The sequence below is a fragment of the Photobacterium swingsii genome, assembly GCF_024346715.1.
Lineage (GTDB): Bacteria > Pseudomonadota > Gammaproteobacteria > Enterobacterales > Vibrionaceae > Photobacterium > Photobacterium swingsii.
Genome location: NZ_AP024852.1, coordinates 2,900,467 through 2,927,262, shown reverse-complemented (window position 1 = coordinate 2,927,262; position 26,796 = coordinate 2,900,467). Strand labels below are relative to the sequence as shown.

The 26,796-nt window shown below is 44.4% G+C and carries 27 protein-coding genes; 10 read left to right on the top strand and 17 right to left on the bottom strand.

The window, feature by feature from the left end:
- Nucleotides 1-132 precede the first annotated feature (132 nt).
- Nucleotides 133-2,199 (top strand): hypothetical protein, encoded by a 2,067-nt coding sequence (locus OCU77_RS13290; RefSeq protein WP_048898137.1) that lies wholly within the window; start codon nucleotides 133-135, stop codon nucleotides 2,197-2,199.
- Nucleotides 2,200-2,307: 108 nt separating this feature from the next.
- Here the strand turns inward: OCU77_RS13290 and dxs are convergent, their stop codons facing one another.
- From dxs to xseB, 3 genes are read right to left on the bottom strand one after another with little or no spacing between them, the layout of a single operon-like run.
- Nucleotides 2,308-4,170 carry a 1-deoxy-D-xylulose-5-phosphate synthase gene (dxs, locus tag OCU77_RS13285; RefSeq protein WP_107302767.1) on the bottom strand — a complete coding sequence of 621 codons (1,863 nt, stop codon included), beginning with the start codon at nucleotides 4,168-4,170 and terminating at the stop codon, nucleotides 2,308-2,310.
- A gap of 24 nt (nucleotides 4,171-4,194) precedes the next feature.
- Complete coding sequence (gene ispA, locus OCU77_RS13280; protein ID WP_048898138.1) at nucleotides 4,195-5,097, bottom strand: (2E,6E)-farnesyl diphosphate synthase; 903 nt, start codon at nucleotides 5,095-5,097, stop codon at nucleotides 4,195-4,197.
- Nucleotides 5,090-5,332 carry an exodeoxyribonuclease VII small subunit gene (xseB, locus tag OCU77_RS13275; protein WP_048898139.1) on the bottom strand — a complete coding sequence of 81 codons (243 nt, stop codon included), beginning with the start codon at nucleotides 5,330-5,332 and terminating at the stop codon, nucleotides 5,090-5,092. The genes ispA and xseB overlap by 8 nt, the downstream gene beginning before the upstream one ends.
- Before the next feature lie 206 nt (nucleotides 5,333-5,538).
- On the opposite strand from xseB, the gene pomA reads away from it, so the two are divergent.
- The 3 genes from pomA (at nucleotide 5,539) to thiI (ending at nucleotide 8,961) form a co-directional block, all read left to right on the top strand.
- Entirely contained in the window at nucleotides 5,539-6,300 is a 762-nt protein-coding gene (gene pomA, locus OCU77_RS13270) for a flagellar motor protein PomA (protein ID WP_107302766.1), read from the top strand.
- A gap of 11 nt (nucleotides 6,301-6,311) precedes the next feature.
- A complete protein-coding gene (locus tag OCU77_RS13265) occupies nucleotides 6,312-7,232 on the top strand; it encodes a flagellar motor protein MotB (RefSeq protein ID WP_048898140.1) in 921 nt (306 codons plus the stop codon).
- 280 nt (nucleotides 7,233-7,512) lie between these two features.
- Entirely contained in the window at nucleotides 7,513-8,961 is a 1,449-nt protein-coding gene (gene thiI, locus OCU77_RS13260; protein WP_107302765.1) for a tRNA uracil 4-sulfurtransferase ThiI, read from the top strand.
- Between the two features lie 128 nt (nucleotides 8,962-9,089).
- Here thiI and OCU77_RS13255 read toward each other — a convergent pair whose 3' ends face one another.
- From OCU77_RS13255 to OCU77_RS13245, 3 genes are all read right to left on the bottom strand, one after another.
- The gene (locus tag OCU77_RS13255) at nucleotides 9,090-9,758 is read right to left on the bottom strand and encodes a helix-turn-helix transcriptional regulator (protein ID WP_048898141.1); all 669 of its coding nucleotides are present in this window, start codon (nucleotides 9,756-9,758) and stop codon (nucleotides 9,090-9,092) included.
- A 114-nt stretch (nucleotides 9,759-9,872) separates the two neighbouring features.
- Nucleotides 9,873-11,150: an L-cysteine desulfidase family protein gene (locus tag OCU77_RS13250; protein WP_048898142.1), complete on the bottom strand. Its 1,278-nt coding sequence runs from the start codon at nucleotides 11,148-11,150 to the stop codon at nucleotides 9,873-9,875.
- 10 nt (nucleotides 11,151-11,160) lie between these two features.
- Nucleotides 11,161-11,541: a Rid family detoxifying hydrolase gene (locus OCU77_RS13245; RefSeq protein WP_048898143.1), complete on the bottom strand. Its 381-nt coding sequence runs from the start codon at nucleotides 11,539-11,541 to the stop codon at nucleotides 11,161-11,163.
- 298 nt (nucleotides 11,542-11,839) lie between these two features.
- Here OCU77_RS13245 and OCU77_RS13240 point away from each other — a divergent pair, with 298 nt between their 5' ends.
- Nucleotides 11,840-12,574, top strand: a complete 735-nt coding sequence (locus tag OCU77_RS13240; protein ID WP_048898144.1) for an AzlC family ABC transporter permease — start codon at nucleotides 11,840-11,842, stop codon at nucleotides 12,572-12,574.
- 1 nt (nucleotide 12,575) lies between these two features.
- Nucleotides 12,576-12,899: an AzlD domain-containing protein gene (locus OCU77_RS13235; protein ID WP_107302764.1), complete on the top strand. Its 324-nt coding sequence runs from the start codon at nucleotides 12,576-12,578 to the stop codon at nucleotides 12,897-12,899.
- Between the two features lie 90 nt (nucleotides 12,900-12,989).
- Here the strand turns inward: OCU77_RS13235 and OCU77_RS13230 are convergent, their stop codons facing one another.
- From OCU77_RS13230 to OCU77_RS13210, 5 genes are all read right to left on the bottom strand, one after another.
- Entirely contained in the window at nucleotides 12,990-13,607 is a 618-nt protein-coding gene (locus OCU77_RS13230; protein ID WP_048898145.1) for a DJ-1 family glyoxalase III, read from the bottom strand.
- Nucleotides 13,604-14,512 carry a ketopantoate reductase family protein gene (locus OCU77_RS13225; protein WP_048898146.1) on the bottom strand — a complete coding sequence of 303 codons (909 nt, stop codon included), beginning with the start codon at nucleotides 14,510-14,512 and terminating at the stop codon, nucleotides 13,604-13,606. The genes OCU77_RS13230 and OCU77_RS13225 overlap by 4 nt, the downstream gene beginning before the upstream one ends.
- Nucleotides 14,513-14,646: 134 nt before the next feature.
- Entirely contained in the window at nucleotides 14,647-15,294 is a 648-nt protein-coding gene (locus OCU77_RS13220; protein ID WP_048898147.1) for a helix-turn-helix transcriptional regulator, read from the bottom strand.
- A gap of 167 nt (nucleotides 15,295-15,461) precedes the next feature.
- Nucleotides 15,462-16,739: an L-cysteine desulfidase family protein gene (locus OCU77_RS13215; protein WP_048898148.1), complete on the bottom strand. Its 1,278-nt coding sequence runs from the start codon at nucleotides 16,737-16,739 to the stop codon at nucleotides 15,462-15,464.
- A gap of 10 nt (nucleotides 16,740-16,749) precedes the next feature.
- Complete coding sequence (locus OCU77_RS13210) at nucleotides 16,750-17,130, bottom strand: Rid family detoxifying hydrolase (RefSeq protein ID WP_048898149.1); 381 nt, start codon at nucleotides 17,128-17,130, stop codon at nucleotides 16,750-16,752.
- Nucleotides 17,131-17,438: 308 nt separating this feature from the next.
- Here OCU77_RS13210 and OCU77_RS13205 point away from each other — a divergent pair, with 308 nt between their 5' ends.
- On the top strand, nucleotides 17,439-18,173 hold the full coding sequence (locus tag OCU77_RS13205; protein WP_048898150.1) for an AzlC family ABC transporter permease: 735 nt from the start codon (nucleotides 17,439-17,441) through the stop codon (nucleotides 18,171-18,173).
- Nucleotide 18,174: 1 nt separating this feature from the next.
- Nucleotides 18,175-18,498, top strand: coding sequence for an AzlD domain-containing protein (locus OCU77_RS13200; RefSeq protein WP_048898151.1), 324 nt, complete (start codon nucleotides 18,175-18,177; stop codon nucleotides 18,496-18,498).
- Between the two features lie 580 nt (nucleotides 18,499-19,078).
- Here OCU77_RS13200 and OCU77_RS13195 read toward each other — a convergent pair.
- The 6 genes from OCU77_RS13195 to OCU77_RS13170 form a co-directional block, all read right to left on the bottom strand.
- On the bottom strand, nucleotides 19,079-19,846 hold the full coding sequence (locus tag OCU77_RS13195) for an outer membrane protein OmpK (RefSeq protein WP_048898152.1): 768 nt from the start codon (nucleotides 19,844-19,846) through the stop codon (nucleotides 19,079-19,081).
- Nucleotides 19,847-20,273: 427 nt separating this feature from the next.
- Nucleotides 20,274-21,647 carry an AmpG family muropeptide MFS transporter gene (locus tag OCU77_RS13190; protein WP_107302763.1) on the bottom strand — a complete coding sequence of 458 codons (1,374 nt, stop codon included), beginning with the start codon at nucleotides 21,645-21,647 and terminating at the stop codon, nucleotides 20,274-20,276.
- A 163-nt stretch (nucleotides 21,648-21,810) separates the two neighbouring features.
- The gene (locus OCU77_RS13185; protein ID WP_239685902.1) at nucleotides 21,811-22,206 is read right to left on the bottom strand and encodes a hypothetical protein; all 396 of its coding nucleotides are present in this window, start codon (nucleotides 22,204-22,206) and stop codon (nucleotides 21,811-21,813) included.
- A gap of 17 nt (nucleotides 22,207-22,223) precedes the next feature.
- A complete protein-coding gene (locus OCU77_RS13180) occupies nucleotides 22,224-22,790 on the bottom strand; it encodes a peptidylprolyl isomerase (RefSeq protein WP_107302762.1) in 567 nt (188 codons plus the stop codon).
- Entirely contained in the window at nucleotides 22,790-23,359 is a 570-nt protein-coding gene (locus tag OCU77_RS13175; protein ID WP_048898154.1) for a YajG family lipoprotein, read from the bottom strand. Before OCU77_RS13175 ends, OCU77_RS13180 begins: the two co-directional genes overlap by 1 nt.
- A gap of 103 nt (nucleotides 23,360-23,462) precedes the next feature.
- Entirely contained in the window at nucleotides 23,463-24,587 is a 1,125-nt protein-coding gene (locus OCU77_RS13170; RefSeq protein ID WP_048898155.1) for a methyltransferase, read from the bottom strand.
- Between the two features lie 104 nt (nucleotides 24,588-24,691).
- Between OCU77_RS13170 and bolA the strand changes: the two genes are divergently transcribed.
- Both bolA and OCU77_RS13160 read left to right on the top strand, forming a co-directional pair.
- Nucleotides 24,692-25,000, top strand: coding sequence for a transcriptional regulator BolA (bolA, locus tag OCU77_RS13165; RefSeq protein ID WP_048898156.1), 309 nt, complete (start codon nucleotides 24,692-24,694; stop codon nucleotides 24,998-25,000).
- Between the two features lie 356 nt (nucleotides 25,001-25,356).
- Nucleotides 25,357-26,442, top strand: a complete 1,086-nt coding sequence (locus OCU77_RS13160; protein WP_048898157.1) for a TRAP transporter substrate-binding protein — start codon at nucleotides 25,357-25,359, stop codon at nucleotides 26,440-26,442.
- Nucleotides 26,443-26,796: the final 354 nt, after the last annotated feature.

Genomic DNA, 26,796 nt, shown 5'->3' with positions numbered 1-26,796 from the left:
AAAGGCCGCTTATTGTAAGCGGCCTTTTCTTTTTTATTATTTACACCAGTGTAAGTCATTGTTCGTCTAATCTTAATTCTATGCCGACCTTATTTCGAACGAGGTGGGTATCTTGATATAAGGCAGAGTGCAATGACGAGAAATGGGGTTAGGATTGCTGGCTGTATTTTCAGTTTTATTGGTTTCACCGCGCAAGCCCAAGTGTATCCATCGACAGGGACAGGCTGGGTATTGCCAGGTAGTTGGGAAGCACCGTTAACCACCTCTAGGTTCGATACCGCTAATGATGTTAAACGTTGGGAAGCACAACACGCAGATATTGTATTTGGCAGTATGCAAAATAAGGCCATCAACCAACAGCTGATCAGTATGGGTTATATGTATAGCCAGAAGCTGGATTGTAAGCCGAGTAAACCATCATCATGGCTTAGTCAGCATGCGCAGCTGGCTGGGTTGGAGTTCGAAGACCTATTTTTACATTTCGCTGAAGACACGCAACTTGAAGCCACTTCAATCAGCCAAGGGTTAAAGTATTTACTTGAGGGGCAAGCCTTTCATCTGATTCTTATCCGAAATGGCAATTATGCTACGGCGCGCTTGCCGCTGAATTTGCAACCTAATGATGAGTTGGTGCTGATCTCGTCATACCCTTCAAACTCTCTTGTCATTGAAGCTGATATCGCACCTAGAGTGGAGCAAGCCATTGCATTATCCAGTCCAAGTGAAGGAATCGCCCAATGGCAAGCGGTTCATAGTGATTGGCAACGCGTACAAGGTAAGTGGCTAGGCTCACTTGAGGTTCAACACCCTTGGCAAAGTGCATCGGCAAGGATTGAAGGACGAGAACTGAATACGGGCAAGCAAGCGCTCAGTGATGGTTTGCAAGTTTGGATGTTGAAACTGAACTGGCAGGCAGAGAGCAAGGTGGAGCAAGTTGCATTTAAACCTTGGCTTGACTATCAAGATCAACGCTTGGTGATACCGGGCTGGGATGCAGAAAATGATCGTAACCAAGATGGGTTTATCAGTGATCAAGAATTCTATTCACGTAAAAATGTTAAGGCCAGTGCGCGTTTTCGTCATCAAGCGCGCTTGATCCCTGCGGGACATATGTGGCCTGGTACTTGTTGGTATCGCGTTAATTTTGGCAATAAATTACTCAATGATTTGCATGCTAAGTGGTATCGCTATGATTGGGAGCAGCAAGGGCTCAGCGGTGCCTACAACGATGATATGGCAAAGCTGTTGGGACGAAATCAATTTACTGTCGACACAGGTGGTCAGCTGCAAGAATTGCCATTGAAAGCCGGAAATGATGAATCGTCTTTGTACTATGCAAAACAAATGGCTGCTTTTTTAAAGCTGGTGAAAGCGCAAACTCAAACTCATTGGCTAGCGGCAAATATTTCAGATTTAAATCTCTGGCATTATGATGGTTGGCCAAGAGAGTTACGTGATGTCGTGGATGTTTGGCTACGCGAGCATTACTTAACGCCAGCAATGGGGTTAGATCGACTTTATCGCTATTGGGATAACTTTGCTCTGGCTAAGCTTGGAGATAAGAGCTTAATCATGGTATCGGTGAAAAGTGGACGCAGTCAGGTGGCGCCATTATTGCCTGCGGCTTGGCATCAAGACATCGAAACTGGCCTTGCCTTGTATTACCTTTTTAATATCCCACAGCAGACTTATTATCATAGCTGGAATGCGGGCTTTTATTACGGTAGCGGTAATACCGATGAGAAAAACTGGTACCGGCAAGGCGTACCTAAAAATTGGGTTTACCAGCCAAGTGCGATGTTAGAGGTGGATATTGGTCAGCCAGCGCTCGTACCGAAAGGCCATCGAGTTGTATATTGGCGTAACAAGACCAAAGATATTGATATTAAAGCGAAAACATCCACTACAATGCTTGGTGATACTGGCGTGGTACCTGCTAACTGGTTTTGGTTATATCGTTCAGGCTGGGGCAGTAATTTTCCTCGTCATGGTGTGATTGCGCGGCAATACAGCAAAGGCTTAGTGGTTTATCGTGCGATGAATGAACCGAATAATCCTGCGTTTATGCAGACCGAACCATTACGCGTGTCGCTACCGGGAGACTATCGTCGAGTGATGCCTAATGGTACCTTAGGTGAACCGATGCGTTATATTGAACTTGGTGGCTATGAAGGCGCTGTGCTTAAAAAAGTAGAGTAGCCCATATAGTCGATATAAAAACGGACTTCAGCGAAGTCCGTTCTTTAATACTATGTGGCGAGCTTGTGTATACAATGCTAGGTATCAAGCAAGGCTAACTATCGACGATTAAGCCATGTATTCGCGAATTTGACGCTCAATACCAGGGCCATCAATGCCTAATACTGCGTGTAGCTCTTGCTGTGTCCCTTGCTCTACAAAGCGATCGGGTAAACCAATGTTCAATACAGGTTTCAAGCATTTTGCTTTCATCATGTATTCAATGACACCGCTTCCCGCACCACCTGCGATTGCATTCTCTTCAACCGTCACAAGAACATCATGGGTAGCTGCAAGCTCTTGGATTAAGGCTTCATCAAGTGGCTTAACAAAACGCATATCCGCAACGGTTGCATTTAAGTTTTCAGCCGCCTCTAGAGCGTAACTTAACGTGGTGCCGAAGTTTAGAATTGCAATTTTCTCGCCTTGGCGACGAACAATCCCTTTACCAATCTCAAGTGCTGTCATTGCTTTGTCTGGAGCAATTCCCGTACCGCTACCACGCGGGTAACGCACCGCGCTTGGTCCTTGATGTAAATGGCCAGTGTAGAGCATTTGGCGACATTCGTTTTCATCGCTTGGGGCCATGATGGTCATATTTGGAATACAACGCATGAAGCTTAAATCAAATGCACCTTGGTGTGTTTGGCCGTCAGCACCGACTAAACCACCACGGTCAATGGCAAACATCACTGGCAGATCCATAATGGCCACATCGTGGATCAGTTGATCATAACCACGCTGCAAGAAGGTTGAATAAATAGCGACAACAGGGTTATAGCCCCCTATCGCCATACCTGTTGCAAGTGTCACGGCATGTTGCTCAGCAATCGCTACATCAAAATACTGGCTCGGGTATTCTTTCGAGAAACGCACCATGCCTGAACCTTCGCGCATCGCTGGCGTAATCGCCATGAGCTTGTCGTCTTGTTCAGCCATATCACACAACCAGTCACCAAAGATATTGGAGAACGTTGGTTTAGCGTTTTTCGCTTTTGGCAGTGGGTTCTTGGTTAAATCAAACTTAGGCACAGCGTGATAGTTGATTGGATCCGCTTCTGCTGGTGCATAGCCTTTGCCTTTTTTGGTCATAATATGAAGGAACTGCGGCCCTTTAAGGTTACGCATGTTCTTCAGGGTTTTGACCAGCTCTTCTACATCGTGACCATCAATTGGGCCAATATAGTTAAAGCCGAGTTCTTCAAACAAGGTACCAGGGACAACCATGCCCTTGATGTGTTCTTCTGCGCGTTTAACCAATTCTTTAATGGGTGGCGCACCCGATAATACTTTTTTGCCACCTTCACGGATGGTGCTGTAAAGATTGCCAGACAGTACACGTGCAAGGTGATTATTTAATGCACCCACGTTTTCTGAAATTGACATCTCATTGTCATTTAACACCACTAGCATGTCTGAGTGAACATCACCCGCGTGGTTCATAGCTTCAAATGCCATGCCTGCAGTGATTGCACCATCACCAATAACGCTGACCACTTTACGGCCTTGGTTTTCTTTTTCAGCTGCGATAGCCATACCAAGACCGGCGCTGATCGAGGTTGAAGAGTGACCGACAGACAAGACGTCGTATTCGCTCTCTTCACGCCAAGGGAAAGGGTGAACCCCATCTTTTTGGCGAATGGTCGACATTTGATCGCGACGCCCCGTCAAAATTTTGTGCGGGTATGCTTGGTGGCCTACGTCCCAGATCAGGTGATCAAATGGGGTGTTGTAGACATAGTGTAGGGCGACAGTCAGTTCAACTGCGCCAAGACCAGAAGCAAAGTGGCCGCTGGTTTGGCTTACTGAGTTCAGTAAGTAGGTACGTAGTTCGTCACATACCGCAGGCAAGCTGTCTTGCGGTAATAAACGAAGCTCATCAGGCGTGTTCGCAAGGGCCAGATGAGGGTATTTTGAAATATCCAGTGTCATAACAGTTCGGCGCTTTTACTGATTTTAGTTATTGCGCTCGATGACATATCGGGCAAAAACTTCTAGTTGTTCTGTATTGTAGGGGATTGCATCCAGCGCGTGTAGTGCTTCTTGATAAAGTTGTTGTGCTTTTTCTTGCGCACCAGCTAAACCAAGTAAAGCAGGATAAGTGCTTTTTTCCAGTTCAATATCAGAACCTTGTGGTTTACCTAACGTTTCAGTATCACCAATTACATCAAGAATGTCGTCTTGTACTTGGAATGCTAGCCCTACAGCTTCGGCGTATTTGTTCAGTTGCGGCAAGATAGCCACGCCTTTTTCACCCGCAGCCAACGCACCTAAGCGAATGGCACAGCGGATTAACGCACCGGTTTTCTTTTTGTGGATGGTCTCAAGTCGTGCTAAATCAACGCGTTGACCTTCGGCTTCCAGATCAAGTGACTGACCCAAACACATGCCTGCTGCGCCAGAAGCGCGTGCAAGCTCTTTAACCATAGTAATACGTTGTGGCTCAGCATTTGGATTTAATTTGCCATCAGCCAAAATTTCAAAGGCTAAGGTTTGCAGTGCATCGCCTGCTAAAATCGCAATGGCTTCGTCAAATTCAATATGACAGGTTGGTTGGCCGCGACGTAATTCGTCATCGTCCATCGCAGGTAAATCATCATGGATCAGCGAGTAGGCATGAATGCACTCAACAGCGGCGGCTGGAGCATCAAGATCGTCAAGCGAAGTACCAAGCATTTCCCCTGTCACGTAGGTCAGAAAAGGGCGCGCACGCTTTCCACCAAGTAAGGTTCCATGTTTCATCGCCTTAAGTAGCGATTGATCTGAGTGGGGTTGAGCCGCTAGCCAGCTAGCTAGTTGCTGATTACTGCGTTCTTGAAAGAACGTCAGAGACTGTGACAGAGAAAAAGTGTTATTCATTATGGGTATCAAATTCGGTCAGAGGCGCTTCGTCATCAGCTTGAAGCAAAATATCGACGCGTTGCTCCGCTTGAGTCAGTTTTTGTTGGCTATTACGGGCAAGCGCAATCCCACGTTCAAACTTTTTAAGCGCATTTTCAAGTGAAATGTCGCCAGATTCGAGCTCAGCTACAATCGAATCAAGTTCATCAAGTGCGTCTTCAAACGCCATATTTTCGGGTTTTTTAGCTGCCATAAGAGTTTCACTATTTTGAAAGTGCAGGAAAAATAACGCAGTGACTGGGTAGCGTCAAATTATCGCACATCAATGTGTGTGTCAGAACAGTAATTTTCACCTTTTCGCTTATCTGCGCTAAATCAATTTTGGAGGGTGCCGATACAGTAGTTGTTCGGTAGAATAGATTGGTTTTTAGCAACGCGTCGCAAGTTGGAGAGTTTCAGGTGGATTTGGCAACCCTTATAGGCTTAATCGGGTCTTTTGCTTTTATCATAATGGCAATGGTACTCGGTGGCAGCATCGGTATGTTCGTAGATACACAGTCAATATTGATTGTTTTCTGTGGTTCTTTGTTCGTGGTACTGATGCAATACAGCATTGGGCAATTTTTTGGTGCAACCAAAATTGCAGGCAAAGCCTTCATGTTCAAAACTGACGTACCTGAAGATCTGATTGCTAAAATCGTCGAAATGGCCGACGCCGCCCGTAAAGGGGGATTTCTGGCATTGGAAGAGATGCAGGTTGATAACTCTTTTTTACGTAAAGGGGTCGATTTGCTGGTGGATGGTCATGACGCAGATGTGGTGCGTTCAGCCTTACAAAAAGACATAGTGCTGACCAATGAACGTCACGAACAAGGTATCGGTATCTTCAAAGCGCTAGGTGATGTTGCGCCTGCGATGGGGATGATAGGTACCTTGATCGGCCTTGTTGCCATGCTATCAAATATGGATGATCCCAAATCCATCGGCCCAGCCATGGCCGTTGCACTTTTAACCACCTTATACGGTGCCGTCTTTGCTAACATGGTTAGCCTCCCTATCGCAGCTAAATTAACCTTGCGTAAAGATCAAGAAAAGCTAAACCGAATGTTGATTTTGGATGGTGTATTAGCTATCCAAGATGGCCAAAACCCACGCGTGATTGACGGCTACCTGAAAAACTACCTCAATGAGAAGAAACGCTCATTCGATCCTGAAGGGTAAAGGGGCGCGAGATGGAAGAAGAATGCAAATGTCCCCCCCCGGGGTTACCAGCATGGATGGGCACCTTCGCAGACTTAATGTCATTGTTGATGTGTTTCTTCGTCCTGCTGCTGTCGTTCTCTGAGATGGATGTCTTAAAGTTTAAGCAGATCGCTGGCTCGATGAAATTCGCGTTTGGTGTTCAGAATATGCTTGAAGTTAAAGATATTCCAAAAGGCACCAGTGTAATCGCACAAGAGTTTCGTCCGGGGCGCCCTGAACCGACACCGATTGAAGTGATCATGCAGCAGACCATTGATATGACTCAGCGCTCACTTGATTTCCATGAAGGTGAATCTGACCGTGCGGGCGGTACTCAGCGCGATGCGGGCAAACTCACCGGTGGTCAAACGGCTGAAAAAGCGACACAAGACAACCAAAACAGTGAATCTGAAGAGAGTCCATCACAAGCTCAATTGCTAGAAATGCTGAAGCAAGCCCTTGATCGCGAAATTGATGATGGGGCGATTGAAGTGGAAAATTTTGGTCAGCAAGTGGTGATTCGAATTAAAGAAAAAGGGGCCTTCCCTGCAGGATCGGCATTTTTACAGCCCAAATTCCGACCTTTAGTTCGTCAAGTGGCCGATCTGGTTCGTGATATACCGGGTATTATTCGCGTTTCAGGCCATACCGATAATCAGAAGTTGGACTCTGAGTTGTATCGTTCAAATTGGGATTTATCGGCGCAGCGTGCTGTTTCTGTGGCTCAAGAAATGGAAAAAGTGGAAGGTTTCGATCATAAGCGCCTACGTGTTGTGGGTTTGGCAGACACTGCACCGCTAAATAAAAATAAAACCGAAGAAGAGCGCCGCGCTAACCGTCGCGTTGAAATCTCAATTATGCAAGGCAAACCGCATTATTCGGAAGCGGTTTCGAGTGTTCCACAGTCATGACGTTAACTCTCACGCCATCAACTTGATGGCGTGAGGTTGAACCCCCCGATAATCCTTACTAAGGTATTACTACTATTGCTGACAACTTGGGTGAATTTCCCCCAATGGAAGGCTGAGACTCGTTTCAGCCAATTTGCTAGTGATCACATTATCGAATGCAGCTCAACAATCACTAAATCAATGGATTATTCGTTGAGTAACCGTCTCTGCTGGTTTCAGCGACAGCGAGCTTGCTGTATAATTCGCGCCTTTAGTTTGGCCCTGTGTAGCGAAGCGTGTTATGAAATTTATCGTAAAACCCCATCCAGAGATTTTTGTAAAGAGTGAGTCTATTCGTAAACGCTTTACTAAAATCCTAGACAGCAACATTCGCATTATTCTTTTGCGTTTGACTGATACTGTATCGGTTGTCAATCGCCGTACTTACATTGAAGTCACGGTAAAAGACGAGACGATTCGCGAGCAGGTACTTGCTGCGTTAACGCAAACCTCGGGTATCCACCATGTACTAGAAGTGAATCAAACTGAATTCACTGATATGCACGATATCTACGAGAAAACGCTAGAATTAGTGCGCGAAGATCTTGAAGGTAAAACTTTCTGTGTACGTGCTAAGCGTGTTGGTAAGCATGACTTTACCTCGATTGAACTGGAGCGTTATGTTGGTGGTGGCTTGAATCAAGCCATTGAAACGGCAAAAGTGAAGCTGAAAAAACCCGATGTTACTGTCAATATCGAAGTTGAAAACAACATCCTGAATCAAGTGCTTGCTCGTCATAAAGGCCTTGGTGGATTCCCGATGGGAACGCAGGAAGATGTACTAAGCCTGATTTCTGGTGGTTTTGACTCTGGTGTTTCTAGCTACTTACACATTAAACGCGGTAGTAAAGTACATTACTGTTTCTTCAACTTAGGTGGCCCAGCACACGAAATTGGTGTTAAGCAGGTTTCGCACTTCTTATGGAAGAAATACGGCTCATCGGCAAAAGTGAAGTTTATCTCGGTAGATTTCGAGCCTGTGGTTGCTGAGATCCTAGAGAAAGTGGAAAACGGTCAGATGGGTGTGGTGCTGAAGCGTATGTTCATGCGTGCGGCTGGCCAAGTGGCTGAACGTTTTGGAATTCAAGCGCTAGTAACCGGTGAAGCATTGGGTCAGGTATCAAGCCAGACACTGACTAACCTGCGCATGATCGATAACGTGACTGATACCTTGATTCTTCGTCCTCTGATCAACTGGGACAAAGAAGACATTATCAATGTTGCGCGTGAAATCGGTACTGAAGAATTCGCGAAAACCATGCCAGAGTTCTGTGGTGTGATTTCGAAGAACCCGACAGTGAAAGCATCAAAAGCGAAGCTTGAAATCGAAGAAGCGAAATTTGATTTCACGGTACTAGACCGTGTGGTGACTGAGGCGCGTGTCATGGATATTCGTGATATTGAAAAAGAAAGCCAAGAACAAGCACCTGAAATTGAGTTAGTCGATCAAATCGATCAAGGTGCTATCGTACTTGATATTCGTAGCCCAGATGAAGAAGATGAAAGCCCACTTGTGATTGAAGGCGTTGAAGTTCAACATCTACCGTTCTACAAGCTAGCAACCAAGTTTGGTGATCTACCACAAGACAAAACATACTTGTTGTACTGTGATCGCGGCGTAATGAGCCGTCTTCAGGCGCTGTACTTGCAAGAAAATGGTTTTGCTAACGTGAAAGTGTACCGTCCATAACAGTACGGTTTCATGAGTTAATCGTGCTTCAACTAGTAACGATTAGCGAACAAAAAGAAACCCAGCGATAAGCTGGGTTTTTTATTGCCTGCTTGTTAGCGAGAGAGTCTTGCTCCTGGGTCAAGCAATTAAACCGCTTCTTTAACCGCTTCGTTTTTTAATTCGCGTAAGTAGCGATACACAGTATCACGAGAAACATTCAGTGATCGGGCTGTGATAATTATTGAGTCTTTAATGCTGAAAACACCGTTATCAAATAATTGCTCAACAATAACGCGATTGCGCTTACTGATTGGAATAGTTTGGTTTTCCATGGTGGCATTGATAATGCGTTCAATGGAATCATTGAGCATCTCATCTGGAGATTTAGCAAAGGTTTCTGGTGAGGTGACGGGCTGTTCTAAAGCGTTACTGCTAGGGAGCATTGAGCCTAAAAATGAATGAATGGGGGCGTCCATGTCTGAATTGATACAAAGCAAACCAATGGCTGTACCGATATCATTACGAATGATGGTGGTGACAGAGCGCAGCAACTTACCTTGCGGCCCTTTACTGAAATAAGGCTCCGAAACATCAGATCCTGATTTGAGTTTTTCTAACGCTAAGTTGGTGATTGGGGCGCCAATATCACGACCTGTTACGTCACCATTCGCGATTTTTATAATTGATGGATTTTCAATATCAAGGCTGTGAAGTGCAACTTCCGTGTGCTGCCCATACATGGCAGCTATACCATCTACAACGTTAAACGTTGCGTTTAAAATTAGTTTGTCGCTAAGTGATAATGTGACCAACATATCCCATTTCCTAAATTCGCAAACGAAAGTATTTTCATTGGACTACCAGAAAATACTTTCGTTTCACGTAGCGAAAAATAATCGCCATCCCTTGTTAGATGGCGATTATGGCCTTTATGCTGACATGATTTCAATAATTTCTTTGTCAGTTTCTAGCATGCCTGTGCTGACCATACGACCTACATTACGAATTGTATGTTCAATATCGTTTGCAATCACACCTTGTTTGTTAGCTGCATGGTTGTTCATCGCAAGGAGCATAGATTTAACCGCAGCTTGCGACGAGCTACCTACCTTCATGGCACAAGTCGCTTTTGCACCATCGCAAACCATTCCTGTGGTGTCACTTAGTACGTTTTGGATAGCAAAACAGGATTGTGCAAAGTCACCACCGCGTAGGTACACCATGGCCATGGCAGCTGCTGAGCTGGTTGCTGTGTTACCACAGAATGCAGAAAGTGGTGGGTAGTAAGACTTAATGTATACCGCACCTAGGTGGCTCATAATGAGCGCACGTGCCAGCGTTTCATCATTTGCACCCACGAACTCAGCGGTTTTGACAACAGGAACGGTGGCAGCAATGCCTTGGTTACCACTGCCGTAGTTGCTCATTGCTGGTAGGGTTGCGCCGCCCATACGTGCGTCGGATGCGGCAGATGTGTACATCAGGATCTCGTTAGATAGGCATTTACCCATCATGCCGTCTTCCATGCTGTTATCCATAGTACGGCCGATTTGTAGGCCGTAAGGATTATCCATGCCTTCTTGCGATAGGGCGATATTAAGGTTTTTAGCTTCAAGGATGAATGCAATGTCAGCGAAATCAGCTTGAGTTGCAAAGTCGTAAATGCCACGAATGCTAATATCTACACCGTCGCAAATAGAGGCCGTTGACGCTGAGTTATCTTCTTTGCTTGCTGAAAATGTCACTTCATCGTTAAAGCGTTGTTCAATAATCAGAGTGTGGCCACCGCTAATGGTTACTTCTGCGGTATCTGTACCTTTGGTTGCAATCACGCGGCAGAAAATGAACTCATTGGTGTTGTAACGTGACACTTCAACCTTACCTGCATCGATCAAGGCTTGTGCGTTTTCAACATCTGTAGGTGTGATCTTTGCTAATACTTCAAGGTCTGCATTAGCATCGCCACCGACAGCGCCCGCTGCTGATGCGATATGTAGACCAATTTTACCTGTGCCGGGTACAAACACGCCCATGGAGTTTTTGTAAAGGTTATCAGACACAAAAACGTTCAGTGTTTCTGGTGTGCCGCCAAGCATTTTTGCAACAGTTGCAGATGCATAAGCGGCAGAGATAGGTTCAGTACAACCCAGTGCAGGTTTTACAACTGAGTTGATGATATCGATGTACTGTTTCCATTGTGCTTTCATGACTTACCCCTTATTTCGCGTGTGCAATTGCTTCAACTTCAACTAAAACGCCTAATGGCAGATCTTTTACTGCGAAGCAGCTACGTGCTGGGCAGTCGGTTTCAAAAACGGTTTTATACACTTCATTAAATGCAGCGAAATCCGAGATGTTCGCTAAGTAACAGGTTGTTTTTAGAATGGTATTTACATCGCCACCGCCAGCTTCAACCACACTGATAAGATTTTTTAGTGACTGAATGGATTGCGCTGTAATCCCCCCTTCGGCAACTTGATTTGTTGCTGCATCAACGGGTAATTGACCCGAAGTAAAGATCAAGCTGTTGTAAGCCGTTCCATGAGAATAAGGGCCGATTGCAGCGGGTGCATTATCTGAAGTGACGACAGTTTTCATGTTCTTTACCTTTGAGTAGATTTTCGTCTGCAGTTTGTTTGTTATCAAATCTAAACTTTATCCTGCAATGTAATTTGCAATAATAGTACAAAAATATTTGCATTAATCAATGGTGGTTTTACGTTAAATTTGATCTCGATCATTATTATTCGCTGGTTTTATCGATACTTTGCCTTTTTTATGATCAAAGTCTACTTTCAAATAAATTTGCATTTATTAGGCTTGCTGAGATATTTGATGTCGAATATATTTGCATCTGAAAATAAATTTGATGTTTTTCTTATTAAGAGTTGAAACGATGAAAAAACAATTAATGAGTGCGGGACTAAAAGCGATTGCGCCCTTGTGTATAGGTGCTTTTCCATTTTCCTTCATTGTGGGTGCGGTTAGCATCCAAGCTGGGATGGACATAATGCAAAGTACATTGTGGGCATTTACGGTGTTTGCAGGTTCTGCACAAATGGTTGCGCTAGGCTTATTTCAGTCTGGAGCAAGCATGGCGGTGATTATGCTGACCACCTTTATCATTAATTTACGTCATGTACTCTATAGTGCTTCGTTATCAGAGCACGCCAAGGAATACCCGCTGCATATTCGTATGCTGATGGCTTATGGACTCACGGATGAAGTGTACGCCTCTACAATCACAGAGGTACGTAAAGAAAAAGAGGGCCGTCACTGGTTTTATTTAGCGGCAATGTTCGGTTTTTGGGGAAACTGGGTATTAGCGAACTTAATGGGGGCACTGGTTGGGTCGTCATTCCCTGATATTGCAAATTATGGGCTTGAATTTGCAATGGTTGCAGCCTTCATCGCAATTGTTATTCCACAAGTTAAAAGCCGTGAATGTATCGTCGCTGCTGTAGTGGCAACGATTTCGGGTATTTTACTATCAGGTTTACCGCATTCTTTAGGGCTAGTGATCGCTGCTGCAATTGGTGTACTTGCTGGTTATCAGATGGATTTGGCGACAGAGAAAGAACAACGTGAACAACAAGAATCAAACCAAGCAACTGAAGTAGAAGGTGCATAGCATGGACATGACTACATTTTTAATCTTTACCTTAGGTATGGCTGTGGTGACTTTCGCAATTCGCTTTTCAGTGATAGGTATGGCTGGTTCATTTGAAATGTCTGAGCGTATGAAGCGTACGCTGCGTTTTGTTCCTGTTACTGTATTACCAGCGATCATTGCGGTTGAAATTCTTGGTGCGGGTTCGAATATGGTGTTTAGCCTAGAAAACCCCCGCGTGCTTGCCGCTATCGTTTGTACCATTGTGAGTTTACGTTTTGATTTGGTATGGGTTGTATTAAGCGGGATGGGTTCACTACTTTTATTTCAAAGTTTACTTGGCTAATGGTTGTTAGCTTACTGGTTAGACAAAACGCAGCGAATTTGCTGCGTTTTGTCTTTCTGGGGATTTATTTAACGTTGGCTTAGCAGTGTGTTATTTCTGCGGCAGTACGTCGTAGTGCATGTTTGGCCACACCACCATGGGACCGGCCACTTCTGCTGCTCGTTCTTTACCTGCTAGCTGTATCACAATGTCTAATGCGAACTCTTGTGCTGTACCTGGCCCTTGACTGGTGAGTAGGTTGTGGTTGGTATCAAAAAACACACGTTTGACTTTACGTTTACTTGCTGGGATTTGATCCATCACAGAAGGGTGAGCAGTCATGTACGCGTCAGGGTACATAGTGTGATGCTGCAACAAAATGGCTGGTGTCGCACAAATAGCAGCGACTAGTTTGCTGTCGTAACGGTGTTGATTGACAAACTCAACTAACAAGGGACTATCACGGAAGCATTCTGCGCCACCAAGCCCGCCTGGTAATACCACACAATCAAATTCAATATCTGCGACTTCAACTAGTGCGACATCGGCAACCAGTTTAATACCGCGAGAACCTTCAACAATCAATGCGCCGTCAGAGGCGACACTGGCAATGGTAACCTCGAAGTTGGCACGGCGAAGGACATCTATAGCGGTAATGGCTTCCATTTCTTCAGTGCCAGGGGCAATACAAACCGCAATCTTCGGAGTGGGCGTGTGTAGAAAGGTCATGAGGCTTTTTGCTCCATTGTTTTAATTTGTTGCCAAAGCTGGGCATTAAAAGGGGTGCGTATGTTGTAGTGTTGACCACATCGCACAATATGCCCAGTAATATAGTCGATTTCAGTCTGGCGGTGGTGACAAACATCTTGATTCATCGACGAAAAATTATTTGCTGTCGCTTGAATAACCCGATCAACTTGTTCTTTGAGACTATCTGCTGTGGTGAGATAACCCTCTGCACACATGATTTCCGCCACTTCTTGGCAAATAGTGATGAGTGCAGTTTGGTATTTCGGGTGGGCTAGTTCGCCATTTTTACATTGATGCAGCGTGGTTAACGGGTTTATAGCACAGTTAATGGCTAACTTCTGCCACAGTGGTTGCTGAATATCTGAGTGCCATTGACAGGGGGCGAGCATCTTATCGAATTTATCCGCTAAGACCTGTAATTGTTGCGCGGCAGGGTTAATTGCACCGAGCCATGTTTGCCCTATGCCCGTATGCTGAACATAATCTGGTTGCGGCTTGAAGGCGGCCTGTGACGTGGTGGCATACAAAATAGGGGTCTGCGGCAGTTTTTGCAATGCGACTGCTTGGCTACCCATACCATTGTGCATGATAACAATCGGTGTTGATGGCGATAGCCAAGGTTGAATGGCTTCAATTGCTTGCTCGACTTGAAAGGCTTTAACGGTGAGCAGAACACAGTCGCTCTGTTGCAGTAATTGGGGTTGGTTACTTGCTAGTTTGAGTATTTTGGGCGCTTTAGCCGCAGAGTTGGATATTAAGGAGCTGAAAGCAAATTCGTGCTGGGGCTGAGCGCTGCGTGTCCAAAGGTGAACTGTGTGGGCTTTAGCAAGTGAAGCCGCCCATAGGCAGCCTATGGCACCCGCCCCAACAATGGTGAACTGCATGAATTACATTCCTTAGCTACGTCGAGTCATCATACTAAGGGGTAGGGTAGCATTTTGGCAGTTGATGGTGAATTTAGCGCAAAGAAAAAGGCGTACAGTGCGCCTTTTACCAGAGAGCTCAATGTTCTTTATCACTATTTTTTCAGATCGCGTAAATAGCGGTAAACGGTATCACGTGAGACACCTAATGATTCAGCGGTGATCACTATGGCGTCTTTTATATTGAATACGCCATTTTCAAATAATTGCTCAACAATAACACGGCTACGTTTATGGGTTGGAATTGAACGATCTTCCATTGTGGCGTGTTTGACTCGTTCAATAGAGTCATTCAGCATTTCATCTGGGTTTTTAGCGAAAGTTTCTGGGGAAACTGAGGCTGAGTCGAGTGGCAAAGTATTTGGCAGCATCGAACTTAAAAATGAATGAATAGGCGCATCCATGTCGGCATTAATGCAGAGCAGAGCGATTGCTGTACCAACATCGTTGCGAATAATGGTGGTCACAGAACGAATCAATTTACCTTTAGAACAGCGGCTGAAATAAGGTTCTGAAATATCAGCACCAGATTTTAACTTCTCAAGGGCTAAATTGGTGATCGGTGCACCAATACCACGATCGGTTACATGGCCGTTAGCTATTTTGATAATGGATGGATTTTCAATGTCTAAGCTGTGAAGCGCAACCTCTGTGTGTTGGCCATACATTGCAGCGATACCATCAACGACATTACACATCGCATCGAGGATTAATTTATCGCTCACTGATAAGGTGACTAGCATTTTCCATTTCCTTTAAAAGCAAACGAAAACCTTCTAACGAGATGCATGCTTTTCCATGTATTCCTCTGGATTATGAATAGGCATGCAAGTGAAACTGCTTTCGTTTGCAACTGTGATTCTTGGGGTGAAATATAATCGCCACCCGATATAGGTGGCGATTATGGACTTTAAACAGACATAATTTCAATGATTTCTTTGTCTGTTTGTCCCATTCCAACACTAACCATACGGCCAATATTGCGGATGGTTTTTTCAACATCACGTGAAATAACGCCTTGCATTGCTGCAGCGTGGTTGTTCATTGCAAGTAGCATAGATTTGACGGCTGCTTGTGAAGAACTGCCGACTTTCATAGCGCAAGTTGCTTTGGCGCCATCGCAAACCATACCTGTGGTATCACTCAGTACGTTTTGGATAGCAAAGCAAGATTGTGCAAAATCACCGCCACGAAGGTAAACCATAGCCATTGCCGCTGCAGAGCTGGTAGCCGTGTTACCGCAAAATGCAGATAGCGGTGGGTAGTGAGACTTGATATAAACTGCACCCAAGTGACTCATGATTAATGCACGTGCTAATGTTTCGTCATTCGCACCCACAAAATCAGCTGTTTTAACTACAGGCACAGTTGCAGCGATACCTTGGTTACCACTGCCGTAGTTACTCATTGCAGGTAATGTTGCGCCGCCCATGCGAGCATCGGATGCTGCCGATGTGTACATAAGGATTTCGTTCGATAGACATTTGCCCATCATGCCATCAGCCATGCTGTTATCCATGGTACGACCGATCTGTAGGCCATATTCGTGTTCCATGCCTTCTAGCGATAGTGCGACGTTTAGCTTTTTTGCTTCGAGGATGAATTCGATATCAGCAAAGTCTGCTTGGGTTGCAAAGTCGTAGATATCACGAATACTGATTTCTACGCCGTCACAAATAGATGCCGTTGACGCAGCACCTTCTTCTTTATCTGCAGAGAAAGTCACTTCATTGTTGAAGCGTTTTTCCACGATACGTGTATGACCACCACTGATGGTGATTTCCGCCGTATCCTTACCTTTAGTGGCAATTACGCGGCAGAAGATAAATTCGCTGGTGTTGTAACGAGAGACTTCAACATTACCAGCATCAATCAAAGCTTGTGCTTGTTCTACATCGCTTGGTGTGATTTTAGCTAGCACTTCAAGGCCTGCTTCAAAATCACCCGCCACCGCACCTGCTGCAGAAGCAATGTGTAAACCGATCTTACCTGTGCCCGGTACAAAAACGCCCATGGAGTTTTTGTACAGGTTGTCTGAAACAAACACTTTTAATGTTTCAGGCGTGCCACCTAACATGCTGGCAACCGCAGATGAAGCGTAAGCCGCTGAAATTGGCTCAGTACAGCCTAGGGCTGGTTTAACGACTGAGTTGATGATGCTTATGTATTGCTTCCATTGTGCTTTCATGATGTCCCCCTTATTTCGCGTGCGCGATAGCTTCAACTTCAACCAGAACGCCTAACGGCAGATCTTTCACTGCGAAACAACTACGTGCTGGGCAGTCGGTCTCAAAAACGGTTTTGTATACTTCGTTAAATGCTGCGAAATCCGAAATGTTTGCTAAGTAACATGTTGTTTTTAAGATGGTATTCACATCGCCACCACCTGCTTCAACAACGCTTACCAAGTTTTTAAGTGATTGGATTGATTGTGCCGTAATGCCACCTTCAGCAACTTTGCTGGTTGCTGCATCGACTGGTAACTGACCTGAAGTGAAGATGAGGTTGTTGTACGCCGTGCCGTGAGAGTATGGACCGATAGCAGCTGGAGCATTGTCAGAAGTTACAACAGTTTTCATTGTTTTAGCCTTTGTCATTAATACGAATGCAGTGCAGTAGGGAAAGTTACATTGCAATTTAATTTGCATCTATAATACAAAATAATTTGCATCTTGCAATTAATTATTTCCAGGAAATGCCCAGTTCTTTTTGTCGATCCTCGTTTGTTGTGTGATTTTTTACCTTACAAATCAGTGTTTATTGTGTTTTGTTTGATCTAGTTAACACTTTTGAGTTATCTGTAATTAATCGCTTGTTGAAAGTTGCAGCCTCCAATATATTTGCATCTGCAAATAATTTTGAAGTTTTCTTTTGAAGAGTTGAAGCAATGAAAAAACAATTAATGAGCGCTGGTTTTAAAGCGATAGCGCCTTTGTGCATTGGGGCATTCCCATTCTCATTCATCGTCGGAGCTGTCAGTATCCAAGCGGGAATGGATATCATGCAGAGTACACTGTGGGCATTTACTGTTTTTGCAGGTTCTGCGCAAATGGTTGCACTTGGCTTGTTCCAATCAGGAGCAAGCATGGCGGTTATTATGCTAACTACCTTCATCATTAATTTACGTCATGTGTTATACAGCGCATCGCTATCTGAGCATGCGAAAGAGTACCCGCTGCATATTCGAATGCTGATGTCATACGGCCTAACAGATGAAGTCTATGCATCAACCATTACTGAGTTCCGCAAAGAAAAAGAAGGCCGTCATTGGTTTTACTTAGCGGCAATGTTCGGGTTTTGGGGGAATTGGGTACTGGCTAACTTAATGGGTGCCTTGGTTGGTTCATCTTTCCCTGATATCGCTAACTATGGGTTAGAGTTCGCGATGGTCGCTGCCTTTATCGCGATTGTTATTCCACAAGTGAAAAGCCGTGAATGTATTGTTGCTGCTGTGGTTGCCACTATCTCAGGTATTTTACTTTCGGGTTTACCGCACTCTTTGGGTCTAGTCATTGCTGCCGCAATCGGTGTATTGGCGGGGTACCAAATGGATCTGGCAACTGAAAAAGAGCAACGTAAACATCAAGAAGAAAACCAAGTAACTGAAGCAGAAGGCGCATAACATGGACATGACAACATTTTTAATCTTCACCTTAGGTATGGCGGCAGTCACTTTTGCTATTCGCTTTTCAGTGATTGGTATGGCAGGTTCATTTGAAATGTCTGAGCGTATGAAGCGTACGCTACGTTTTGTGCCTGTTACTGTTTTACCTGCAATCATCGCGGTTGAGATTTTAGGCGCGGGCTCAAACATGGTTTTCAGCCTTGAAAATCCACGTGTATTAGCTGCTATCGTGTGTACTATTGTGAGCTTACGTTTTGATCTGGTATGGGTAGTATTAAGTGGTATGGGATCATTATTACTATTTCAAAGCCTACTAGGTTAAACCCAAATATTCATATTGTTTTCCTCGGTTAAATTCCCCCCCTTTTTAAACGCAGCTTTTTAGCTGCGTTTTTTTGTTTGACTAAACACTGTGTATTTTTCTAATTGCTGGTGACAGCGATACCGACTTTGTTAGGGATTATATGTAGTTAGATCGCAATAAGACTAAAATAGCTATGCCATTGATCATACGGGCTTAATCATTAATAAGCCTACACTTCAGTTCGACAAAAAAGTTTTGTATGGCATGGGTTAACAACAATCAACCTAGCTTAGCTACGGATTGATTAACGCTTCCGAGAGGGGCGTTAGTCCATTTACCGTTTATTATTTTTATTATGCAAGCACCTGAATGGCAACTTATTTAGCTGGGTATAAAGGTGTGTAGGATTATGGTTCGCAGAGGGTAATTCGTTGCTGGAGATCGCAGAGTGTGTCGATGAGATCGTTGAGAGGCCTGTTTGGTAATAGGGGGAATGTTATTGCTGAACGGGGGGAAGTCGATGAGTACAATCATTACTGAATTTTAGGCAATAAAAAAGGCGCTCTAGGCGCCTTTTTTGAAACTGTAATTTAAGCTATTACAGGTGCATACCGATACGCCAGATCATCGCATCACCGTAACCTTCGTAGCCTAGCTTGTTGTAGAAGTAACGGTATTGAACACCAGTGTAGAAAGTGTCTGTGATATCAAACCATAGGCCTACCGCACCATTGTGGCCCGTTTTACCGTGTTGAGAAGCAGCGTAACCTTCGTTACGAGCAAGCTCAGTTTCGTGCCAGTTAGTTACCATTAGAGGTACACCAGCTACGTCAAATTTGAAGCCTGCGTTCCAACCAACCATGTAACCGTTGAAACCGTTAGCATCGATACGAGTAGTAACTTTGCCATCTTTATCTGTTTCAGTGTAATCACCAGCAGATACATCGTGCATACCAGCGAAAGGTTTGAACCAGAAGTTGTCGCCAGTTAGACCAGTGTAACCAAAACCGAATACGCGGTTTTGTTCGCTGCTGAATTTGTTATCGATGATGTTGTAAACTTGTGCGTAAGCCGTGAAGTCACCAACGATTTTGTAGTGCATAGAGAATTTAGCTGCTTGGCTACGGTCAGTAGAAGCCATATTTAGCTTTTCGTACTCGTAGAAACCGTAGATTTCACCCCAATCAAAACCTGCACCGCCTTCTGCACCAATAGTGTAGTGTGCTGGACGGTTAACTTCTTCTGCGCCTTGTTCCCAGTTTAGGTAGTCACCGTAAACATTCGCAAAACCGTAGTGGTATTCAGCTTGTGCTGGAAGTGCTGCAGTTGCTGCTAGTGCAGTTAGAGCTAGTAGTGATTTACGCATTGTTCAAACTCTCGTTGATTATGTCGTCGTTATTTCAGGCTGGTTTAAAAGGGCTGCCCGATTTGATGGCGAGCATTTTATGGGTTTATGTCACCATTGTGAATGTAACGATTGCGCAAACCTTTGCTAAATGTGATCTGGATCCACTGTAATCGGTTACATTTGACGTTTTTTTGTGAGCCATTCGGGAAAATAATTTGAACTTTTTGAAAATAGTATGAGGTCGATGTGTTTTATGGTGATTAATTGCACGATTTTAGCGGTAGGTTTAGCGGCATAAACGCCCAAAAGGTTTGACATCAACAAGAATGAGCACCTTGTTGATGTCTATTTTTATTAATCTATTGCTAGAGCTGGTGTGCAGGCAAAAAAGTGCAATTGTGCATGGTCCAACTAATCAGTCATTAACGTCCGTATTTGGTGGCATTTAATTGCAGTGATGTGCGCTATTTTGCCCATTATTCACTAAATAAATAAGCACAAGTACAGGTAAACCAATTAAAGCTGTAGTAAAGAAAAAGGTGTTATAGCCGAAGTTATCAACGTATACACCAGAAAATCCGGCTATAAACTTAGGAAAGAGCAACATGATCGAGCTAAATAGCGCATATTGCGTCGCTGAAAAAGCGACGTTAGTCAGGCTCGACATATAGGTAATGAAAGCTGCTGTTGCGATACCCGCACTCAGGTTATCGAGTGAGATAACGGCAGTGAGCATAGGTATGCTGTTTCCCATATAAGTGAAAGCAACAAAGAGCAAGTTGGTACATGCAGAAAGCACTGCACCTAAAGCTAAAATACGCATGGTACCGTATTTACTTACCATGATCCCGCCAAGTCCAGCACCCGCTAATGTCATAATAACGCCGTATATTTTAGATACGGAAGCCACTTGAGTTTTGGTAAAGCCCATATCAACGTAAAATGCATTGGCCATGACTCCCATTACGACATCAGAAATACGGTAGCAACCAATCAATACTAAAATTAATAAGGCGTGACGACCATAGCGCGAGAAAAAGTCCTTGAATGGCATAATGGCAGCTGTATAGAACCAAGCAACGCCTTTTGCAGTGACTGGATTCATCCCTTTATCGAGTAAAGATAAGCGGAATTCTTTTTCAATATTGTCGATTTGGCTTGAATCTATGGTTGGTTCTTTAATACAAAGGGCTGTGATTAAGCCCACTAGCATAAAGCCAGCCATAATGAAGTAGGCCATTTTCCAGCCTGTGACATCGTATAAGGTGTCAGAGCCAAACCAAGCAGCAAAGGCTAATGCACCAGCACCTGCCATGATCATGGCTAAACGATAGCCTGTCATATAGGCTGCAGCTAACGCGGCTTGCAAGCGCTCTGTTGCTAACTCAATACGATAAGCATCGATAACAATGTCTTGCGAAGCGGAAGCAAAAGCCACGATGACAGCAAAAATGGCTAACTGAATCAGATCCACCTGTGGGTTACTGATTGCCATGCCACACAATGAGGCAATGATAAGCAACTGTGAGAAAACCATCCAACCTCGACGGCGGCCCAATAGGTGTGAAAATAAAGGGATAGGGAAGCGGTCGATCAAGGGAGACCAGATCCACTTGAAACCATAGGCTAATGCCACCCAGCTAAAGAAGCCAATGTCGGTGCGGCTAACTTCGGCTTCGCGTAGCCAAAACGATAGCGTTCCGAAAACAAGCAAAATAGGGAGGCCAGACGAGAACCCCAGCGCCAGCATGATCAGCACTTTACGCTCTAGGTATACTCGCCACCCTAGTTTTGCACTGTTTTCTAACGATTGATCCATGGTTACCTCAATGACGAATAGATTCTCTGCCAATCGAGTCCAATGAATGATCAGCGTGTTTGCTTTGAACACTAGTGCAGTCAATCTAGTGTTATAGAGGTAATCTATTGTGAATTAAGGCAGTAAAGCAAGGATGTAACGGTTATTTTTGCGTTAAATGATGCTATGGCCTAGCTCCATGCGTGTTTTCGGGGGCAGGGCCTAGTCCTAGTAGATAGTTTGCGCAACTGATTACCTTGTGTTGGACAAACATATTTCCTAAAAGTTGATGTTCTTCGATGGCTTCGAGTAGATGGAGTAAATACCAATAGGTTGATTCGTAGCGGTTATCAGGTTGCCCGGTTGTAATTGCAAGTCCCCACCACTCATGTAGGTGTTCGGTGCATATTGCTTCTAGCGAAGAGAAGCAGGTTCGGCCATGGATGGTGTTTAATGTGGTAAGCGCAAGGGCAGGGGCAAACTCTTCCACATGAGTATGCACGGCTTGGGTAATGGCGTCGTGCGAAAGGCTGTTATCAGAAATTAATGTAAGCATAAAGTCACCAGAGTGTCGGATCACACTCTGGTGATCGTCACTTAGTTATTAATAGTTTTAATTGTCTTAATAACTATAGGTTGTTGCGGCACATCTTTCATACCCATCGAACGGATAGTCGTGGTAGGAATTGTGGCCATTTTTTCAATTACTGCGAAGCCCTTCACAACTTTACCGAATACGGCATAGCCAGCTTGATTACCATTGGCATTCAAGAAGCCGTTATTTTGGTAATTAATGTAAAACTGGCGTGTGGCAGAATTTGGATCTTGGGTACGTGCCATCGCGACAGTCGCTCGATCATTCTTGAGGCCATTGGTTGCCTCATTCTTGATAGGCTCGTACGATGGGCGACGAGTTAAATCTTCATCAAAACCGCCTCCTTGTGCCATAAACCCAGGGATGACACGGTGGAAAATAGTACCTTCATAGCTACCGTCTTCAACGTAGCGTAGGAAGTTTTTGCTACTTACTGGTGCTTTTTGCTCATCAAGTTGAATCGTAAAATCACCAAGGTTAGTGCTTACTTCGACTTGTGTTGCTGCGTGTATGGACAAAGAGACTGTAGCCGAAGCCATAATGGTTAAGGCCGCAAAAAACTTGCGCATTATAGGTTTTCCTGCATGTAATTATTTAGTTCAGCATCGGCATAAATATCGTTAAGCACAGCAGTCATTAGGTTGTTCAGTGCTAGTTCCATGTCTTCTGTCGATGCGCTCATTGCACCTGTTTTATCTGATTTGCCTGCGTAACGTTTTACGAATTTACCTTTAGGCGAATCTACCACTAATTGTAGTTGTAGCTTGGTGCTTAATTCGTGGCTCATTACGCTGTGTTTAACGTTTACCATGGCTTCTAGAATATCAAGGCGCAGCGTACCTTTACTGTTTTTATCAAGTTTATAGCCTTGCGCTGTGAGCTGACGAGCAAGCGCATCTTCTAGAGTGACACGTAGGTTTTGAGAAGCGTGGATCGGTTCCACATTTTGGCGACCCGTATCAACCACGGCAATAAATTGAGCTGGACGCAAGTCTTGGCTAGTTAGGTTGACGTGCGTGCCATTAACACTTGCCTGAGTCGCAATGACAGGCGTAGGTGCCAGTGTAAGTTGCGGTGCTTGTGGTGCGGAACATGCTGATAGCGCAAGAACAGATGCCACTAATAAAAACTTCTTCATTTTCTTATCCTTAGCTGAAGTATCGACTGCCATGACACCTTGGTACTGAGAGATACAGAGACACATAAGTACGTAGGCAAATCATAAATGATTGTTGTTCTGGTTATTTGCCAGATAGGTAAATTATAAATTTGCTATTTTGCGCAATCTTTTTAACGTTGCCAAATATGCGTTTCATTTTTTCATCGTATCCCAGTTGACGGTTACCAATGACGATTAACTGTCCACGAGGGCGAAGAACTTGCTGTGCGTCACAGAACATCTGCCAAGCAATATGGTCTGTGATAGCGTTTTGCTGATGGAAAGGTGGGTTACACAACACCAGATCTGCCCAGTCAGCTTCCAAACCGTCTAAACAGTTGTTGACGATAGCATGAATTTGTTCTGGGTTATCAAGGTTTAACTTTGCATTTTCTTGGCAAGATGCCACCGCCATGTAACTTTCATCGACGCTGGTTATTTTTGCCTGCGGGTTTAGTTGTGCCGCTTTTAGACTGATCACACCATTGCCACAACCTAGGTCGATAATATTGTTAAGGCTTGGGTTTTGCGGGATATGTTCGAGTAGGAAACGTCCGCCGATATCCAAGCTTTCACCTGAAAAGACATTAGCGTGGTTGGTCAATGTGAGGCCATGCTCAGGGACATCCCATGTTTTGGGTGCTGGCATAGGTTTAGCGAGTGTTTTATCTGCCTTAATAAAGACCAAACGTGCTTTTTTAACCGCAAGTGATGTTTTAGTTTCACCCAGATACTTTTCACACAGTTTTAAGGTGGAGGTATGGATTTCTTTCGCTTTCCCTGCACCTATGATGATGCAATCATCAGGGACTAGGTGGCACAACTGCTGAAGCTGCCAAGTAAGAAGACGATTGTTTTTAGGAAGCTTAATCAGCACTAACTGCGGGTTGGCAGGTAATTCTGCTAAGCAATCGAACTGTGTAACGTCAGGTAATGCATTTGCCGCTAAGTTTTGGCGACAACCTTGTTGAGCAATGTAAGAATCACTGACGCTAGTCACTGGGCCTTTTTCTGCGAACCAACAACTTAAAGCCCCGAAACTATCATTGAATATTAAGATCGGTCGCTGAGGATCAAGCACCATGTCGTGGGAGTGGTTGATCAGATATTCATCTGCGGCATCCCATGCTTGCAGGGTTTCGTTTTTACGTTGCGGATAGCGGGCAAGGTGCAAGGTACGATCAAGCAGAGTTAGCGCTGGTTTCATTACGGATAACTTTCAGGTATGTTTACGAATTACTACTATTGTCGCAAAACCTTCGGGATGCGTCACATAGATTTTTCAGCTCGTAGCCCCTTTCGGTGATTGACATGTTGCAAGAACGTATTATTGAAAAACTAGAACACGCATTTTCACCTACACACCTTGATGTAGTGAATGAGAGCTACATGCACAATGTACCTGCAGGTTCTGAAAGTCACTTCAAAGTCGTGATTGTATGTGCTGAATTTGAAGGTAAACGCTTGATTGCGCGTCATCGTGCCGTTAATAGCGTACTCGCTGATGAATTAGCGAATCACATTCATGCTTTGGCTATGCATACCTATACCGATCTTGAGTGGAAAAACATGATGGACGGCGCCCCTCTTTCACCCGCTTGTCAGGGTGGTGGCAAATAATACAGATACCGTTAATTGGTACTGGATTAGAAAATGAAAGAACATAAATCAGCTACTGTTAGTGGCTGATTGTGTCTTTACCATCGATGGCTTTCTGTTTTTCCCTCCTTATCTTCCATAACAATGAAACATCATGTTTTTCTTGATGCTTTTTTGCGCGCTACACCTCAATTTGAACGAAAGATAGCTAATCCTTTTGTCTTAAAGAGAGGGATCTTTGATGCGCAAAGCATTATTGCAATGAAACATCTTCTATCATCAAAACCGAATCATCATTCACTGACTATACTGAGCGGGTAGCGCAGCAAGCTCTCTCGTCTCGATAATTATAAAAAGTGCGATACAAGGAAGATTGAATGATAAAGCGTTTTTTTTGCCTAGTACTGATAACGACGACGGTTTTCATTTTAAGTGCATGTAATCGTGAGGTGTCCTCTGATAGCACGGTCGAAGAACCGCTTGTTGAATGGAAGTTAGTGACATCATGGCCCAAGGGGTTTCCTGGTTTAGGCTTTGCTCCTGAATATTTCGCCGAGCAAGTTGCACGCTTAAGCGCAGGTAAAATGGTCGTAAAAGTATACGGTGCAGGCGAGTTAGTACCGAGTTTTGAAGTTTTTAATGCGGTATCTAAAGGTACCGCGCAAATGGGACATTCAGCAGCTTATTATTGGGAAGATAAAATCCCGGCTGCGCCTTTTTTTGCTGCGGTTCCTTTTGGGATGACAGCGCAAGAAATGAATGCGTGGCTACACTATGGTGGTGGATTAGCATTGTGGCAGGAGTTATATGCCCCTTACGGTGTGATTCCTATGGCTGGCGGTAATACAGGTACTCAAATGGGAGGCTGGTTCAATACTGCGGTTAAAGATGTCAGTGATCTAAAAGGGCTGAAAATGCGTTTACCCGGGTATGGTGCCGAGGTATTGAAGCGCGCTGGTGGCATCCCCGTTAGCTTGCCAGGCGGTGAACTCTTTACGGCGCTAGAAACGGGAGCCATTGATGCGACAGAGTGGGTCGGGCCTTTTAATGACCTTGCCTTTGGATTACATAATGCGGCTCGTTATTACTATTACCCTGCTTGGCACGAGCCAAGCACGAATATGGAGTTTTTAATCAACAAAGATGCTTTTCAGGCACTTCCTGACGAATTAAAAGCCATTGTTGAAACGGCCGCCCGTGCGACAAGCCAGAATATGCTGGATGAATACACGGTCAAAAATGTTAACGCTCTCAGCGTGTTGCTCAATGAGCATGATGTAAAGTTAAAAGCCTTCCCTGAACCTGTTCTGATGCACTTAAAAACAATCAATAATCAATTGCTGCAGGAACTGAGCCAACAAGACCCAAGTATTAAGAAAATCTATGCATCGTATCACGGGTTTTTAATCGCTGTGCGTGAGTATGGCAGGGTAACAGATAACGCAGATGTGAATATCGATTAACATTTTGTAAAAAGTGAGACACATTTGCTCGTGCCGATTGCTGAGCACATGTTGCAGGTGTTTAAAACTTGTTTGGTTGTTGTAGGCGTTTGGCCTCAACTGCAAATGAGATGTACAAAAGCACTATCAGTTCGAATTGTGCATTAGTTCAAATTTATTCGCTACTGAAAGTATTGTCATCTCATTCATTGCCGATTTTCGCCCCGATCAGTACGGATTAACATAGTAAAAACCGTATGTTTAATGATAGAATCGCGGGCTTGAAAAAAGCCTATCACAATAATTTGTGATGAGGTGGTTAATAGGATGTTGCGGTGTCGGTGTAGGATATGAAGCCGGCTTCGGACGATGGAA

What these genes read in the sequence shown, in the direction of transcription:
- OCU77_RS13290 (WP_048898137.1), top strand. Translation starts at nt 133, where the DNA reads ATGACGAGAAATGGGGTTAGGATTGCTGGCTGTATTTTCAGTTTTATT.
- dxs (WP_107302767.1), bottom strand. Translation starts at nt 4,170, where the DNA reads ATGACACTGGATATTTCAAAATACCCTCATCTGGCCCTTGCGAACACG.
- ispA (WP_048898138.1), bottom strand. Translation starts at nt 5,097, where the DNA reads ATGAATAACACTTTTTCTCTGTCACAGTCTCTGACGTTCTTTCAAGAA.
- xseB (WP_048898139.1), bottom strand. Translation starts at nt 5,332, where the DNA reads ATGGCAGCTAAAAAACCCGAAAATATGGCGTTTGAAGACGCACTTGAT.
- OCU77_RS13265 (WP_048898140.1), top strand. Translation starts at nt 6,312, where the DNA reads ATGGAAGAAGAATGCAAATGTCCCCCCCCGGGGTTACCAGCATGGATG.
- thiI (WP_107302765.1), top strand. Translation starts at nt 7,513, where the DNA reads ATGAAATTTATCGTAAAACCCCATCCAGAGATTTTTGTAAAGAGTGAG.
- OCU77_RS13255 (WP_048898141.1), bottom strand. Translation starts at nt 9,758, where the DNA reads ATGTTGGTCACATTATCACTTAGCGACAAACTAATTTTAAACGCAACG.
- OCU77_RS13250 (WP_048898142.1), bottom strand. Translation starts at nt 11,150, where the DNA reads ATGAAAGCACAATGGAAACAGTACATCGATATCATCAACTCAGTTGTA.
- OCU77_RS13245 (WP_048898143.1), bottom strand. Translation starts at nt 11,541, where the DNA reads ATGAAAACTGTCGTCACTTCAGATAATGCACCCGCTGCAATCGGCCCT.
- OCU77_RS13240 (WP_048898144.1), top strand. Translation starts at nt 11,840, where the DNA reads ATGAAAAAACAATTAATGAGTGCGGGACTAAAAGCGATTGCGCCCTTG.
- OCU77_RS13235 (WP_107302764.1), top strand. Translation starts at nt 12,576, where the DNA reads ATGGACATGACTACATTTTTAATCTTTACCTTAGGTATGGCTGTGGTG.
- OCU77_RS13230 (WP_048898145.1), bottom strand. Translation starts at nt 13,607, where the DNA reads ATGACCTTTCTACACACGCCCACTCCGAAGATTGCGGTTTGTATTGCC.
- OCU77_RS13225 (WP_048898146.1), bottom strand. Translation starts at nt 14,512, where the DNA reads ATGCAGTTCACCATTGTTGGGGCGGGTGCCATAGGCTGCCTATGGGCG.
- OCU77_RS13220 (WP_048898147.1), bottom strand. Translation starts at nt 15,294, where the DNA reads ATGCTAGTCACCTTATCAGTGAGCGATAAATTAATCCTCGATGCGATG.
- OCU77_RS13215 (WP_048898148.1), bottom strand. Translation starts at nt 16,739, where the DNA reads ATGAAAGCACAATGGAAGCAATACATAAGCATCATCAACTCAGTCGTT.
- OCU77_RS13210 (WP_048898149.1), bottom strand. Translation starts at nt 17,130, where the DNA reads ATGAAAACTGTTGTAACTTCTGACAATGCTCCAGCTGCTATCGGTCCA.
- OCU77_RS13205 (WP_048898150.1), top strand. Translation starts at nt 17,439, where the DNA reads ATGAAAAAACAATTAATGAGCGCTGGTTTTAAAGCGATAGCGCCTTTG.
- OCU77_RS13200 (WP_048898151.1), top strand. Translation starts at nt 18,175, where the DNA reads ATGGACATGACAACATTTTTAATCTTCACCTTAGGTATGGCGGCAGTC.
- OCU77_RS13195 (WP_048898152.1), bottom strand. Translation starts at nt 19,846, where the DNA reads ATGCGTAAATCACTACTAGCTCTAACTGCACTAGCAGCAACTGCAGCA.
- OCU77_RS13190 (WP_107302763.1), bottom strand. Translation starts at nt 21,647, where the DNA reads ATGGATCAATCGTTAGAAAACAGTGCAAAACTAGGGTGGCGAGTATAC.
- OCU77_RS13180 (WP_107302762.1), bottom strand. Translation starts at nt 22,790, where the DNA reads ATGCGCAAGTTTTTTGCGGCCTTAACCATTATGGCTTCGGCTACAGTC.
- OCU77_RS13175 (WP_048898154.1), bottom strand. Translation starts at nt 23,359, where the DNA reads ATGAAGAAGTTTTTATTAGTGGCATCTGTTCTTGCGCTATCAGCATGT.
- OCU77_RS13170 (WP_048898155.1), bottom strand. Translation starts at nt 24,587, where the DNA reads ATGAAACCAGCGCTAACTCTGCTTGATCGTACCTTGCACCTTGCCCGC.
- bolA (WP_048898156.1), top strand. Translation starts at nt 24,692, where the DNA reads ATGTTGCAAGAACGTATTATTGAAAAACTAGAACACGCATTTTCACCT.
- OCU77_RS13160 (WP_048898157.1), top strand. Translation starts at nt 25,357, where the DNA reads ATGATAAAGCGTTTTTTTTGCCTAGTACTGATAACGACGACGGTTTTC.